We start from the raw sequence: 14,234 nt of genomic DNA on the forward strand, positions 1-14,234 counted from the left end.
AGACCTTTAGAAATCCGAACATGAAACTGAATAAATATATATACCTTTTAGCTGTACCACTGGCATTATCGGCTTGCAAAACCGGAAAAAACTATGTGAGGCCGCAAACTGCCCTGCCCGGACAATTCAATACCAGCGCAGCGGCAGCTTCCGGTAAAAGTATAGCAAATATTGCTTATAAAGATTTCTTCACAGAGCCAGCTTTAAGGCAATTAATAGATAGCGCGGTACTGCGTAATTTTGATCTGGCTTTTGCTATTAAGAATATAGAAAGTGCCCGGTTAAGCTTGAAACAGGCAAATGCGAGCCTGTTTCCCGATCTTAATCTGCAAGTCAATGCAGCGACTAACAGATCTTCAGATAATAGTATCAATGGAATGAGTGCCGCCATGTTTGCCGGATCAAAACATATAGAAGATTACAATGTGAGTTTAGGCTTGTCGTGGGAAGCGGACATCTGGGGGAAAATCGGAAGGCAAAAAGAAGCTGCGCGCGATACTTACCTGCAAACTGAAGCTGCCGCAAGGGCAGTTCAAACCCAGGTGGTAGCGAATGTAGCACAGGGCTTTTTTAACCTGCTGATGCTGGATGCGCAACTGGAAATAGCACACCATAATATGATACTGAACGATAGCACATTAATGGTTATCCGTTTACAGAAGGAGGCGGGACAGGTCAATAGTCTTGCTGTTCAGCAGGCTGAGGCACAACGCCTTTCTGCTGCATTGCTTGTTCCACAACTAGAACAGACGATTGCCATTCAGGAAAATGCATTAAGGACTCTGGCAGGTGCTCTACCTTCAAAAATTGAAAGGAAAGTGAGCCTGACAGCCTTTGCTGTACCTGAGCACCTGACTACAGGTATTCCCGCAGATATACTGGCAATCCGGCCTGATGTTAAAGCTGCGGAATTAGCTGTCATGGCCGCCAATGCAAAGGTTGGAGCAACCCAGGCAAATATGTACCCTTCTTTAAATATCACAGCAAGCGGCGGTATTAATGCTTTTAAAGCAAGTAATTGGTTTAATATCCCTGGTTCATTATTTGGTACGGTAGCTGGAGGATTAACACAGCCAATTTTTCAGCGCCGGCAGTTAAAAACGCAGTTTGAAATTGCCAAAGTAGAGAAAGATAAGTCTGTTATCGAGTTTAAGAGATCTGTAGTTAACGCGGTAACTGAGGTTACTGATGCGCTTGTCAAACTGGAAAAACTAAAAAAACAACGTGAACTGGAAGAATCAAGGGTACAAACTTTAAAGCAGGCGATTAAAAATGCAGATATGCTGTTCAAAAATGGAATGGCAAATTATCTGGAGATCATTACTGCACAAAGTAACGTATTGCAGAGTGAATTGAACCTCATGGATATAGAGCGTCAGCAGCTGGGCGCAATGGTAGATCTTTACCGTTCACTTGGCGGAGGATGGAATTAGTAGTGTAAAAGCCAGAATTGTTTTAGATATTTGCAGAATAAATATCGCTGAAATCCTATTTAACGATCTCCCGATCCTATTTACTCTCATTATCTAAAACAACAACATGGCAACGCCGGCAACAAAAGAACATGCAAAGAATATCGCACTGATAATTTTAGGAACCCTTATTTTCGCTTCGGGTATCAACTACTTTGCTATTCCCAATAAACTGTCTGAGGGCGGAGTGATCGGTCTTACTATTGTTGCCTTTTACTATTTTCATTGGTCACCTGGTATCCTGAACCTGATTCTGAATGCTATACTGATGGCAATAGGCTATAAGTTACTCGACAAACGTACGATCGTTTATACGTTGTTTGGTATATTTTTCTCTTCACTATTTTTGTTTCTTACAGAGAATACACATCCTCCTTTAACTTCCGATCCGCTGCTTGCGGCAATATTTGCAGGTTTATTTGTAGGTGGAGGTATAGGCCTGGTCTTTCTTTCGGGAGGAACAACTGGTGGCTCAGCCATTATTGCCAGGCTGTTTCAAAAGCTATGGGGATGGAAGCTGGGTACAGCAATGTTAATTGTTGATATTGTCGTAATCGGGCTCTCTACTTTCATTATTGGCCCTGAAAAAACGATGTATACGCTGGTTGCAGTTTATATTGGCGCAAGAGTCGTGGATTTTATTGTTGAAGGATTTAACACTAAAAAAGCAGTGACCATTATCTCTGCACAATCGGTGATGATTGCTGAGAAAATAACGATGGGCCTGGTTAGAGGGGCAACGGTATTACATGGCCATGGCGCTTACACGAAAGACCGTAAAGAGGTTATTTATGTGGTGATCAGCAAACCCGAACTTATAGAATTAAAAACGATGGTACACGAAACAGATCCTGATGCTTTTGTAGTGATCCATGATGTCCATGACGTTTTCGGTAAAGGATTTACCATTTAAAAATAGCCTGCAAGTTTGCAGGCTATTTTTATTTTATTTCTTTTCCAAAAGTTGTTGTGCTGCTGTTACCCAATTTTGAGCTGGTGTCAATATATAGTCCGGCTTGATCCCGACATTATCTATACCCATTCCCATATCTACCCTTCTGCTGCGGCTTGTGGCATAATGCAGCGCATAAGGCATACAGCTAAAAGAAATATCCCTGACATTCGCGTAATCCAGTACCCCGGCAGAGTTTTCTCCCATCACAATGATCTTTTTACTCTGTTTTGCAGTTAAAAGAAATTGCTCCGTAGTCGATCCGCATCCCTTGTTAATCAAGACCACAATCTTTTTGGGAAAAGCTTTGATACTATCTAGTACCAGATCATTATCTGCCCCCAGGCTGATGAACTGGTCGCGGTGAAGCTCCATATCCTTTATTTTTTCACGGATAAATACTTTCTGGTCTTCGGGAATATCATTCATTTTTAGCAGTCCTCTCCATCCTTCCTCATTATCTTCTGAGGCCAGGATATCCGGTCCGATAGTCTTAATTTTATTCGTATACAAATAAGGGAGTAAAGGTCTGTAGGAAAAATCGGCCCCACCGCCATTATTCCTCAAATCAAGAATCAGGTTAGGTGTTTTTTCCAGAATTGCCTGATTTGCCTGAATTACAGAGTCAATACTTTTAGCATTTCTCTGATTAAAGGTACCAATCTGGATATAAAATGTCTGGTCTGAAAGTGATTTACAAGAAATGTCGTTTGTCAGTATTTTTTCTGTTTTCACGCCTGCTGTACCTTCTCTCTGCCAATCGCCAAATGTATTTTGACTCAGCTTTAATGAGACAGATTCCGGTGTATAATATCTGTCATAGATGATTCCTTTTAAGCTGGCCTTCTGGGCTTTCAATTCCATCATTACAAAACCTGGTTTCCATGCTTTATTTTTAGATTCGAGAATTACACCTGCATAATCACGAAAGCCATTTTCACTTTTGATCAGTGCGACTTTATAAACAGAGTCTTTGCTCCAGTAAATACCTGCTGCTGATACCGATTTCTTTAAGCTGTCTATATCCTGAGTACTGATTTCGTGTTTTTCAAGACCTGCGACTAACCTGTCCTGATCTGCATCATATTTCTCTTTAGAAAGCCTGTTACGTCCAACTTCAATATGCCCATCTTTAAAAAAACCGATCCATTCGTTAATCAAATTGACGCAGTAAGCTGATGAGGTGATCTTTTGGGATCTTTCTAATACCTGGGCTGAATATTTTTGATACGCTATTTTGGTTTTAGGATTTACTTTATCTCTGAACCCGGCATAGTTCTTTTCAATCTTATGTTTAACATATTGAAATTCTTCTGCACAATTACAGCTCTGAGAGAAGCTGCGGGTCTGAAACAGAAACAAGAGAAGGAGAGAAATAAGGGTTACTTTCATATGGGCTAAACTGGTGATTGATCAAATATAATTATATCTGTAGGATCAGCACAGCAATAAAGAAATACAGCATATTTTTTACAGGATTTCCAATGCTATTTAAATCTTCGCCCGGAGTCAGATTCAATTGAATCAGAATAATATATTTCAATATTATCATATTAATAAATTTATAAAGAAATCAACCGGATAATATATCAAATACGCAAAATAATAACTGCATTTATTATTAAATAATATAAATATTAAATATAATTATTTTACTATTTAATATTGTTAAATTTATTCTAAGTATCAAATAACTGATACACAACAACCTAACCAAACCTATGAAAAATCTAACCATTTTCAATCTGTTAAAGTCTAAGACAGCACTGATCGTTTTAGCAGGCACGATGATTCTTGCTTCCTGTAAAAAAGAAGTTGAAGTTCAAAATCCTGGTTCACAGGATGTTTCAACAACAAAAGTCGATGCTGAGGTGTGGCGTAAAGCTAACCTGACCAATTATGAATCCTACCCACTTCCAGGAAGCCCGGAATGTGTTGAGTTTAACGGCTGTACCTGGGCAGGCCAGTTTGCATTTCTTAATGATAAACAAACTTTAAGCTGGGTAAAAGCAAACAACATTGTCTCTATTCATTCAAAAGACGCAGGGAAGTATAAGTTAAAAACATTTAGAATAAGACAGGGAAGCAAACAAATAGACGCCAAAGTTTACGACAACTGTTCTGATTCTGATTGTGATGGATGCTGTACCATTAATGCCAATGAAAATGGGATTGGCTTCCTGATAGATCTGGAGAAATATACAGTACAACGTTTCGGATCGGGATCAGGCATTGTAGAATGGAGATGCCTTGATTGCTAGCTCTAAAGGGCTTTGTTAAAATAAAAGGGGAGTTTTCTCATTAGAGAAACTCCCCTTTATGCTGTAGATTTCTTATCTTCCGGCAATATATAGCTCAAATTCAATCCATGAAAAAATTAGTAATCGGCATCTTTGCTTTATCTCTTATGGCATGTAAACAGGAAAATGACGACAAAGTTAAAGAAATAGATAAAAACGGTTCAGTAGAAACTAAAGTTCACATTTCGCACCTGAATGATTCACTTGATGTCATGAAGACTGAAAATATATTCTGGGTTAAGCATAAGAACGTTAAAGAAGTTACGAGATTAGATACGATCCCCGCCCTTGGATTCTCCACTGAACAGGGAGAAAATAGCGCTGGCCAGGATACCACTTTAAAAATCAAAAAAAACTACCAGCTCTTTATTACAGTAAATTAATATGAAGAAATCAAAAGTTGTAAACCTGGTACTGATTACCGCAGCTTTAGCTTCCTGTAGTAAACCTAAACCAGACTGGGACTCTAATGAAGTGTATATGCGGTCTGATACGACTGCTAATTATACACATACCCAGGGTATGCATCTCTCTCCATTTTTGTGGTATTATGCATTCAGGCCTTATGGCATGTTTTACGGAGGCAGGTATCATCATTCCGGTTATTATTCCTCTTCACTTTCTGAGCGCTCTAATATTGGCAGATCGGCCATGAAAGGTGCGGCGATAAGAGGTGGATTTGGCGGTTCACATTCATTTTCGGTCTCCTCGTAATGCAACGACATACTATCACCCCCAGAAATAACTGGCAAGCCGCAGTAGAAAAACTAGGCTTTGGTTTTCATACCGCGGATGTTCCTTATTGGGATGAAAATGCCTATTATGAGTTTTCACTTTCAGAAGTAACTCAAATTGAAACTGCTACAGCCGAACTCTGGGGCATGTGCCTTGAAGCTGTGCAATATGTTATAGATCATAAGTTATATCATAAATTTGCGATTCCTGATCGGGCAATAGCAGTTATAGAAAAGAGCTGGAATGACGATGTTCCTGCTATTTACGGTCGTTTTGATTTCGGTTTTGACGGTACAGCTTTAAAATTATTTGAATTTAATGCAGATACACCAACTTCTTTATTTGAAGCAGGTATTATACAATGGTTCTGGCTACAGGATTTCGCATCCCATAAAGATCAATTCAATTCGGTACATGAACGCCTGATTGATTACTGGAAATATTTAAAGCCGTATCTGCATGAAGGGATTTTACATTTTACCTGCGTCAAGCATTCACTGGAAGACTTAACTACAGCAGAATATATGAGAGATTGTGCTATTCAGGCTGGAATACCAACTAAACTTGTCTTTATTGATGATATTGGCTGGAATCAGGAAGAATGTGAGTTTGTAGATTTAGAGGATCAGGAGATTAAAAACATTTTCAAGCTTTATCCGTGGGAATGGATGGTTAATGAACCATTCTTTGATCAGCTGCTCTTAAATCCGGAAGTATACTGGATTGAGCCGGCCTGGAAAATGATCCTTTCTAATAAGGCTATATTACCTGTTTTGTGGAAGTTATATCCGAACTGTCCTTATGTGCTGGAATGCTATTTTGAGGAAGAAAACAGGCTGAAAGATTATGTAAAGAAACCGATCTATTCCAGAGAAGGTGCAAATATCAGTATCATTAAGGATGGGCAGATCTTAGCGGAAACCAGAGGTATTTATGGCAAGGAGGGTTTTATCTGTCAGCAGACATTTAACATCCCAAGGTTCGGCAGCAAGATCCCAATCATCGGGTCATGGGTTATTGGCCAGCAGCCTTCGGGCATGGGAATCCGGGAGGATGATAGTTTAATTACCGGAAACACTTCTTGTTTTATTCCACACCTGATTAATAATTAAACTTAACTGCTATATGATTACGAAAAGCCCGCATTGACGAAATGATCCAGGGCTTTTCTCTTTGAAATATTTAACTTTGTATATGAGCTTAATAGAGGAAATCGGAATTACCGACCAATATTTGGACAATATACAAACTGAGCGTACTCAATTCAGAGTCGCAAATACTTGCACAGCTAACTGTAGTCTGACATCTTATAATCGCCGTGATTTTTATAAAATCACGCTGACACTTTCAGGTAATAGCATGCTGTACTATGCGAACAAGGCTATCGGGATCAACCAGCCAGCCCTGGTATTTACTAATCCTATGATTCCTTACTCCTGGGAAGGTAACCATGAAGCTACGGTAAGCCATTTCTGTGTTTTCACTAAAGAATTCCTTCAGGAAAACGGGCGTATACAGAGTTTGAAAGATTCCAGTTTATTTAAACCTGGGGGTAAACCCGTTTATTTTTTGACTGATCAGCAAGCAGATTACCTTAACAGTCTCTTTGCCAGGATGAAAACAGAGCAGGAAGGCAATTATACACACAAGAATGAGCTTATTCGCAATTATCTGAACCTGATTATTCATGAGGCTATAAAGATGCAACCAGCCGACGCTTATTTTACACCTCAAAAGGCTTCATCACGCATTGCCAAACTATTCCTGGATCTTTTGGAGAGACAGTTTCCAGTAGATTCGCAGCAGTACACCCTCCTGCTCAAAAAAGCAAGTGATTATGCAGATCAGCTGGCTGTACATGTCAACCATTTAAATGCTGCGGTAAGCGAGGTAACAGGATGGTCAACTACAACTCACATTAATAACAGAATATTAGCTGAGGCAAAATCTCTGCTCATCCATACCGACTGGAATGTAGCAGAAATAGCCCGGAGCCTGGGCTTTGATTACGCTTCTTATTTTAACAATTTTTTTAAAAAGCACACCGGACTTACACCAATGGCATTTCGCAAAACTCTTTGAAAATTACAATTAATGCTTTGAATTTTGTAGTAATGATCCGGAGTACAGGTTATACATTTGAATAATATAAAACATAAGATCTTAACCATGATACAAGCCAAAGGATATGCAGCACAAGATGCTCAAACAGACTTAGCTCCCTGGAATTTTGAACACAGGGAAGTAGGGCCGCATGACGTTCAAATTGAAATATCATACTGTGGCGTGTGCCACTCCGACCTTCACCAGATTAAGAACGATTGGTTTCCGGGTATATTCCCAATGGTACCGGGACATGAAATCGTAGGAAAGATCGTTAAAGTTGGTGAACATGTAAAAAAATTCAGTGCTGGAGAACTTGCCGGCGTTGGGTGTATGGTCGATTCTTGCCAGGTTTGCGAAAATTGCAAGGACGGTCTGGAACAATACTGCCTGGAAGGAAGTACGCAGACCTATAATAACAATGACAGATCAGGCGTACCAACTTATGGAGGTTACTCCAATACAATTGTTGTTCGTGAAGAATTTGTTCTGCACATCTCTGAAAAGTTATCTCTGGCCGCAACAGCACCATTGCTTTGTGCAGGTATTACTACTTACTCACCTTTACGCCACTGGAAAGTTGGTAAAGGCCATAAACTTGCTGTTTTAGGACTAGGCGGACTAGGCCACATGGGCGTTAAGTTCGGTGTAGCTTTTGGTGCTGAAGTAACCGTATTAAGTACTTCTCCTGCAAAAGAGGAAGCCGCAAAAGCATTAGGGGCGCATCACTTTGTGGTTACCTCAGATCCAGCTCAGCTTGAGACAGTAAAGGGCTCATTTGATTTCATTCTGGATACTGTATCTGCTGTACATGATATGGATATGTATATTTCCTTACTGCGTACAAATGGTACACATATTTGTGTAGGTGTTCCATCTGAAGCTTATGCGATTCAGCCATTCTCTTTATTAGGCGGACGTAAAAGTGTTGCAGGATCGGGTATTGGCGGTATAGCTGAAACTCAGGAAATGCTTGATTTCTGTGCAGAACATGATATTGTTTCTGATGTTGAGGTGATTGACATCAAAGATATTACCGCATCTTACGAAAGAATGTTAAAAGGCGATGTACGTTATAGATTCGTTATTGATATGGCGACTTTATAAGCATTATCAATTATCCTGTAATTAACCAAAAAAGCCACTTTAATAGTGGCTTTTTTGGTTGTGGTTCTAAAGAGTACAATAAAATTTATTGAGTAAGGTCACCGATTACACGAATAAGCAGTCCACTTACTGTGTTAATCTTAATATTAACACTAATGACCCCGTTGCTTTCGTAAACACCTCCATTTTGGATATAATCAACAGGAACATCATTCCCGGTTAAAGTCTCATAAACATTTGCACTTGACACCCGGTGGGTTGAAAGATCTCCAAATATGGAGATTGTATATTTGCCCTGGATAATTTTACCCAGATAAGAATTTGTCCTTTTGTTATCATGAACAGGGTTAATTGTTTTAGCAAAAGAAGGCAACGTGGAGAAGCTTAGAAACATTGACACGAACAATGCCCCAGTTAAGAATTTTTTCATTTATTTATGTTTTAGGTTATAAACTATATGAATATACCTATTAATTATTTATATTTTCTAAATAGATAAAAATAGCATAATTAACAGAATATGACATCTCCTTATAACCAGGTTTATTAACGCTCCTTTTTTAGTTATATAACGCTTAAGCCAGCAAAATTTGCTGGCTTTTTTATGTGTTCTTTAATTCCTGTCTGAGCCGATAGCTAACTAACGGTTTTAACGTTCAGAAATATTTTTATATAAAAATAATATTAACGGAATAAACAACAATATATCAAAAATTTATCCTTATTTTAATCTCTATGAAAAAAAGCTCCTCACCAATACCAAAAAACATCATTTCAGTTATTTTATGCAATAAAATTAACGATAAAAACATCACTCATAATCCTGAAATAATTTCTTACAAAGACAGCATATTCTTTAGCATTAATGATAAACAACATGTATGCTCCGGTTATTAGCTCTTCTGCTTTTTTTGCACATCAGTAATAAAGCGCTTTCATTTAACTTATATGCTGATACTACTAAAAATTTAAAAGTAAAAATTGCCCCTTATATTGGATTATCAAGGCAAAATTTCAGTTATAATATTGCCGGAAGTGAAGAAGGGACAGGCCCCAACATTTTATCTGAACTCAAATGGAATAGAACTGTCACAAAAGAAATCGGCGGAAATCTAGACGTTAGCTATAAACGAATTATATTCAAATCCACTTTTCTTTTTTCAAAAACTATTAGCGGGAATGTTTCTGATATAGATTATGCTGAAGATAACAGGAAGTCTATCTTTTCGCAGCATTACCTTAGCAATCACAAAGGTAACGGCCATCTGATTAACATTATGCTGGGCTATAATCTGATTAAGAAAAATACCTATGCGATTGATTTATTAGTAGCATATAAACATGTTTCAAACAAGCTGTTTCTATTAAATGAAAAACATCTGACTGAAGATGATCCGGATTATCAACCTGGTTTAAATTCATATTATAAATACCAGTATCCCAACTTAGGCGGAGTAGTAATTTCAAGTTACTCAATTAACCGGCGTATCAATCTTTCTCTGGAACTAGGTGCATATAGAACTTTTTATTATGCCTATGGGAATTGGAATCTTAGAAAAGATTTCGCCCAGCCAATAAGTTATGAGCACAAGGGGAAAGGGATAAACCTATCATCATCAATTGGTACCAATATCATTTTAACAAATTGGTTAGGCCTGGGTGTCGGGTATTCTTTTATGAAACAGAATTTAAAAAACGGAAAGGATGTATTATTTACTTCTGGTGGTGATGAACTGAACACACGACTTAATGAAATCAAATACACTGAAAACACAATTTTCATTACACTAAATCATTCAATTTTTTAACATAAAAACCAAAGTATGAACAAACTTTTAAAATTATCGCTGCTATTAATTACCGTTTTGACTTTAAATTCCTGTAAAAGGGACCTTAGCAATGTCCCTTCAGAAAAGACGTCAAATGAGAAAGTTACTTTTCACAAACTAATGATCAATGGAAATGAAACCATAATAAAAGAGGCTGAAGGAAAATACTATTTTTCAGACGATGAAATTCTTAGTGAAAGACAATTTAATATACTTAAAAGAATGGCTAATACCAGTTTAGGTACTATTGAACGTAGTACAATTCTTACTGATTTTACAAAAAAATGGACAGGAGGCATCTGGTATTATAAAATTCAATCCAACAGGTCTTCCGATATTTTTACCGCGATGTCATGGATCTCGTCAGTGACAAATATTCAATTTATTCCAAGAACAAATCAGGATAACTATGTTACTATTTATGACACAAATGAATCTTCATCATCTAGTAATGCTATTGGAATGGAAAGTGGAAAAAAAGAAATATACCTTTCTGCGAGCCAGCCTACGGGAACTATAGCCCATGAAATTATGCATTCTCTTGGTGTATTTCATGAACAATGCAGGCCTGATAGAAATAACTACATAACTGTGCATATGGACCTGATCCCCGATAATTTAAAATATCAATATAATATCTTTCCTTCTTCCCAAGGCTTAGGACCTTTCGATTTTGACTCAATTATGCTATATGGCTCTAATGCTTATATGCAAAAAACCGATGGGACATATTGGGCATATCAGCGAGACCATCTTTCAGCAGGAGATATACAAGGCCTTGCTACTTTATACGGCGGAAAACTCTCAGGGCCGGATCAAATATGCACAGAGGGAACGTTCACTAGTAGTACAGGGGCTGTAACCATTGAGAATGCCAGTGGAATTGCCACATTAACGAGCCTGGGAAATAATCAATGGAAAGTTAACAGGATTGGAAATGCTAATGGTAAGGTAAAATTAAATTCTACCAATACTTATAAAGAGGTTACCATTGGTACATATAATAACATAACGAATAATGGAGGAAACACAATAGCGGGTGGTATAAATACAGGTATATCTGCTGAGATTTCTGCCTCAAATGCAACTTATATCTGGGAGGCGACTGGTGGAATAGTTGTATCAGGACAAGGAACCCCAAATGTTGTTGTCAGGCCAGGTGCCAATAATTCCAGTACTGTCAGCAACGCTTTTGGATTAAGATTAACTTTCAGTAACAGTTGCGGAACTATTACTATAGATAGAACACTTTGGGTACCACCGGGTGGTGGCGGGTCAACTCCTGATCCTGGTGATGGAGAGGTCTTATAACAGATTCAGACTATAACTTCTAATTTCAAAGACTAACCTAATCCGTTAGTCTTTTTTTCAAAGAAAACAATGTGTCACTTATTTTCAGTTCTTATTATCAATTAGATTATATAATTAATATGGTTGCTGTCAGTAGACAAGAGAATCTTTTTAAACAAAAAAGCCAGCAGTTGTATACAACTGCTGGCTCAATTCGTGGTCCCGACGAGAATCGAACTCATATCTAAAGTTTAGGAAACTTCTATTCTATCCGTTGAACTACGGGACCTGTACTACCTGATTACGCTTCCACTCGCATGGTTTTGTAAAGGCGACACAAAAGTAAGTTTTCCATCTGAATTTTCAGACATTAAAATCATTCCCTGAGATAAAATACCCTTAATCTCTCTCGGAGCAAGATTGATCAATAAGCTAACCTGCTGACCAACTACCTCTTCCGGAGTAAAATACTCTGCAATACCTGAAACAACTGTACGTTCATCCAGGCCAGTATCTAAAGTAAGTTTTAACAATTTCTTAGTCTTCTCCACCTTTTCAGCAGCAATGATAGTTGCCACACGGATATCCATCGCACTAAACTGTTCGAAATCTATATTTTCCTTAGCAGGAGCTACCACAACATTTGCAGCTATATTATCAACTTTACTCTGGTTTAACTTATCAATCTGAGCCTGAACATCAGTATCCTCAATCTTCTCAAATAATAAAGCTGTTTCATTGAGCTGATGATCCGGCTGCAATAAATCTATTTTACCCGCATCTCCCCATAAATGTGCCTCATGGTTCAGCATTCCTCTTAATTTATCTGCCGTAAATGGTAAAAATGGCTCTATTAAAATCTCCAGCGTCGCAACAATCTGTAAACTGATATTTAAAATAGTTCTTACCCTGTCCTCATCAGTTTTAATAACCTTCCATGGCTCAGTTTCAGCCAGATATTTATTCCCTAAACGTGCTACGTTCATCACCTCAGTCAAAGCTTCTCTGAACCTGTAACTTTCAATAGAAGCACTGATTTTCGAAGGATAAGATGCCAGTTCATCAATCACCTGCTGATCTTGCTCATTTAACGTCATTAGCGCAGGTACCTTGCCCTCAAAATACTTATGAGTCAATACAACCACCCTGTTAATGAAGTTACCTAATACAGCAACTAATTCATTGTTATTTCTTGCCTGGAAATCTTTCCATGTAAAATCATTATCCTTGGTTTCAGGTGCAGTTGCCGTCAGAACATAACGCAATACATCCTGCTTATCCTTAAATTCAACCAGATATTCATTCAACCATACCGCCCAGTTTTTAGAAGTAGAAATTTTCTGTCCTTCTAAATTCAGGAATTCATTTGCAGGAACATTGTCAGCAAGGATATAGTCTCCATGCGCCATTAACATCGCCGGAAAAATAATACAATGGAATACAATATTATCCTTTCCGATAAAATGTACCAGTTTAGTCGCATCATCTTTCCAGTAATCTTCCCAATTTCCCTCCACGATATTATCCTTGTTCAGATAATATTCATCAGCCTTTGGATTTTTGCCTTCTGCACCAGCATAACGGAACAATTCTTTTGTTGCTGAGATATAACCAATAGGAGCATCAAACCAAACATATAAAACTTTGCCCTCAGCATCTTTTACCGGAACCTTTACACCCCAGTCCAGATCCCTGGTCATTGCCCTTGGCTGTAAACCCGCATTTAACCAGCTTTGACACTGACCAGCAACATTTGGTTTCCATTCCTTGTGGCCTTCAATATAAGTCCTTAACTGGTCTTCATATTTCTCTAACGGTAAGAACCAGTTTTTTGTTTCTCTGCGAACCGGAGGTTCACCAGATAAAGTTGATTTAGGATTAATCAGGTCAGTTGCATTCAGTGTACTTCCGCAATTCTCACACTGATCACCATAAGCATTTTCGTTTCCGCATTTCGGACAAGTTCCGGTAATATAGCGGTCTGCCAGGAAAGTCTGTGCTTTCTCGTCATAATACTGCTCTGTTACTTCTTCTGTAAAAATACCTTTATCGTAAAGAGTTTTAAAGAAATCAGATGCCGTTTCATGATGCATCTCAGAAGAAGTACGGTGATAGATATCAAATGATACACCGAACTCTTTAAAAGAGTCCCCTATGATTTTATGATATTTATCAACTACAACTTGTGGGGTAACGCCTTCTTTTTTAGCCTTTAATGTAATGGGTACACCATTTTCATCAGAACCGCAAATAAATTTAACGTCTTTTTTATTCGAACGAAGGTAGCGCACATAAGTATCAGCAGGCAAATAAACACCAGCTAAATGCCCAATGTGTACCGGACCATTCGTATAGGGTAATGCCGCCGTAACGGTATATCTTTTTATTTTACTGTTATCCAAAACTATTTTTATTATTTGCTCAAAGATAAGAGTTTTACGGCTGA

13 protein-coding genes and 1 tRNA gene are annotated in these 14,234 nt (G+C 38.2%); 10 read left to right on the plus strand and 4 right to left on the minus strand.

The window, feature by feature from the left end; translation table 11 throughout:
• Window positions 1-20: 20 nt before the first annotated feature.
• Window positions 21-1,433: an efflux transporter outer membrane subunit gene (locus tag HDE70_RS23370; protein WP_183891990.1), complete on the plus strand. Its 1,413-nt coding sequence runs from the start codon at window positions 21-23 to the stop codon at window positions 1,431-1,433.
• A 106-nt stretch (window positions 1,434-1,539) separates the two neighbouring features.
• Window positions 1,540-2,385 (plus strand): YitT family protein, encoded by an 846-nt coding sequence (locus HDE70_RS23375; protein ID WP_183869340.1) that lies wholly within the window; start codon window positions 1,540-1,542, stop codon window positions 2,383-2,385.
• Between the two features lie 33 nt (window positions 2,386-2,418).
• Here HDE70_RS23375 and HDE70_RS23380 read toward each other — a convergent pair whose 3' ends face one another.
• Window positions 2,419-3,816 carry a S41 family peptidase gene (locus tag HDE70_RS23380; protein ID WP_183891991.1) on the minus strand — a complete coding sequence of 466 codons (1,398 nt, stop codon included), beginning with the start codon at window positions 3,814-3,816 and terminating at the stop codon, window positions 2,419-2,421.
• Between the two features lie 329 nt (window positions 3,817-4,145).
• Here HDE70_RS23380 and HDE70_RS23385 point away from each other — a divergent pair, with 329 nt between their 5' ends.
• The 6 genes from HDE70_RS23385 (at window position 4,146) to HDE70_RS23410 (ending at window position 8,669) form a co-directional block, all read left to right on the plus strand.
• Entirely contained in the window at window positions 4,146-4,685 is a 540-nt protein-coding gene (locus HDE70_RS23385) for a hypothetical protein (RefSeq protein WP_183869338.1), read from the plus strand.
• A 107-nt stretch (window positions 4,686-4,792) separates the two neighbouring features.
• Entirely contained in the window at window positions 4,793-5,107 is a 315-nt protein-coding gene (locus HDE70_RS23390) for a hypothetical protein (protein ID WP_183869337.1), read from the plus strand.
• 1 nt (window position 5,108) lies between these two features.
• A complete protein-coding gene (locus HDE70_RS23395) occupies window positions 5,109-5,438 on the plus strand; it encodes a hypothetical protein (RefSeq protein ID WP_221270731.1) in 330 nt (109 codons plus the stop codon).
• On the plus strand, window positions 5,438-6,571 hold the full coding sequence (locus HDE70_RS23400; RefSeq protein ID WP_183891992.1) for a glutathionylspermidine synthase family protein: 1,134 nt from the start codon (window positions 5,438-5,440) through the stop codon (window positions 6,569-6,571). The genes HDE70_RS23395 and HDE70_RS23400 overlap by 1 nt, the downstream gene beginning before the upstream one ends.
• A gap of 82 nt (window positions 6,572-6,653) precedes the next feature.
• Entirely contained in the window at window positions 6,654-7,541 is an 888-nt protein-coding gene (locus HDE70_RS23405) for a helix-turn-helix domain-containing protein (protein WP_183891993.1), read from the plus strand.
• An 87-nt stretch (window positions 7,542-7,628) separates the two neighbouring features.
• Window positions 7,629-8,669, plus strand: coding sequence for an NAD(P)-dependent alcohol dehydrogenase (locus HDE70_RS23410; RefSeq protein WP_183891994.1), 1,041 nt, complete (start codon window positions 7,629-7,631; stop codon window positions 8,667-8,669).
• A gap of 85 nt (window positions 8,670-8,754) precedes the next feature.
• Here HDE70_RS23410 and HDE70_RS23415 read toward each other — a convergent pair whose 3' ends face one another.
• Window positions 8,755-9,099 (minus strand): hypothetical protein, encoded by a 345-nt coding sequence (locus HDE70_RS23415; protein WP_183891995.1) that lies wholly within the window; start codon window positions 9,097-9,099, stop codon window positions 8,755-8,757.
• A gap of 451 nt (window positions 9,100-9,550) precedes the next feature.
• Between HDE70_RS23415 and HDE70_RS23420 the strand changes: the two genes are divergently transcribed.
• Both HDE70_RS23420 and HDE70_RS23425 read left to right on the plus strand, forming a co-directional pair.
• Complete coding sequence (locus HDE70_RS23420) at window positions 9,551-10,477, plus strand: hypothetical protein (RefSeq protein WP_183891996.1); 927 nt, start codon at window positions 9,551-9,553, stop codon at window positions 10,475-10,477.
• Window positions 10,478-10,492: 15 nt separating this feature from the next.
• Entirely contained in the window at window positions 10,493-11,809 is a 1,317-nt protein-coding gene (locus HDE70_RS23425; RefSeq protein ID WP_183891997.1) for a M12 family metallopeptidase, read from the plus strand.
• 196 nt (window positions 11,810-12,005) lie between these two features.
• On the opposite strand, the gene HDE70_RS23430 is transcribed toward HDE70_RS23425, so the two are convergent.
• Window positions 12,006-12,077 (minus strand) — tRNA-Arg (locus HDE70_RS23430).
• 4 nt (window positions 12,078-12,081) lie between these two features.
• Entirely contained in the window at window positions 12,082-14,190 is a 2,109-nt protein-coding gene (metG, locus tag HDE70_RS23435) for a methionine--tRNA ligase (protein ID WP_183891998.1), read from the minus strand.
• Between the last annotated feature and the right edge of the window lie 44 nt (window positions 14,191-14,234).

It is taken from the genome of Pedobacter cryoconitis, assembly GCF_014200595.1.
GTDB lineage: Bacteria > Bacteroidota > Bacteroidia > Sphingobacteriales > Sphingobacteriaceae > Pedobacter > Pedobacter cryoconitis_C.

Coding starts and splice junctions, on each gene's coding strand:
- HDE70_RS23415 (WP_183891995.1), bottom strand. CDS start 9,099: ATGAAAAAATTCTTAACTGGGGCATTGTTCGTGTCAATGTTTCTAAGC.
- HDE70_RS23425 (WP_183891997.1), top strand. CDS start 10,493: ATGAACAAACTTTTAAAATTATCGCTGCTATTAATTACCGTTTTGACT.
- HDE70_RS23405 (WP_183891993.1), top strand. CDS start 6,654: ATGAGCTTAATAGAGGAAATCGGAATTACCGACCAATATTTGGACAAT.
- HDE70_RS23380 (WP_183891991.1), bottom strand. CDS start 3,816: ATGAAAGTAACCCTTATTTCTCTCCTTCTCTTGTTTCTGTTTCAGACC.
- HDE70_RS23390 (WP_183869337.1), top strand. CDS start 4,793: ATGAAAAAATTAGTAATCGGCATCTTTGCTTTATCTCTTATGGCATGT.
- HDE70_RS23420 (WP_183891996.1), top strand. CDS start 9,551: ATGCTCCGGTTATTAGCTCTTCTGCTTTTTTTGCACATCAGTAATAAA.
- HDE70_RS23385 (WP_183869338.1), top strand. CDS start 4,146: ATGAAAAATCTAACCATTTTCAATCTGTTAAAGTCTAAGACAGCACTG.
- HDE70_RS23370 (WP_183891990.1), top strand. CDS start 21: ATGAAACTGAATAAATATATATACCTTTTAGCTGTACCACTGGCATTA.
- HDE70_RS23410 (WP_183891994.1), top strand. CDS start 7,629: ATGATACAAGCCAAAGGATATGCAGCACAAGATGCTCAAACAGACTTA.
- HDE70_RS23400 (WP_183891992.1), top strand. CDS start 5,438: ATGCAACGACATACTATCACCCCCAGAAATAACTGGCAAGCCGCAGTA.
- HDE70_RS23375 (WP_183869340.1), top strand. CDS start 1,540: ATGGCAACGCCGGCAACAAAAGAACATGCAAAGAATATCGCACTGATA.
- HDE70_RS23395 (WP_221270731.1), top strand. CDS start 5,109: ATGAAGAAATCAAAAGTTGTAAACCTGGTACTGATTACCGCAGCTTTA.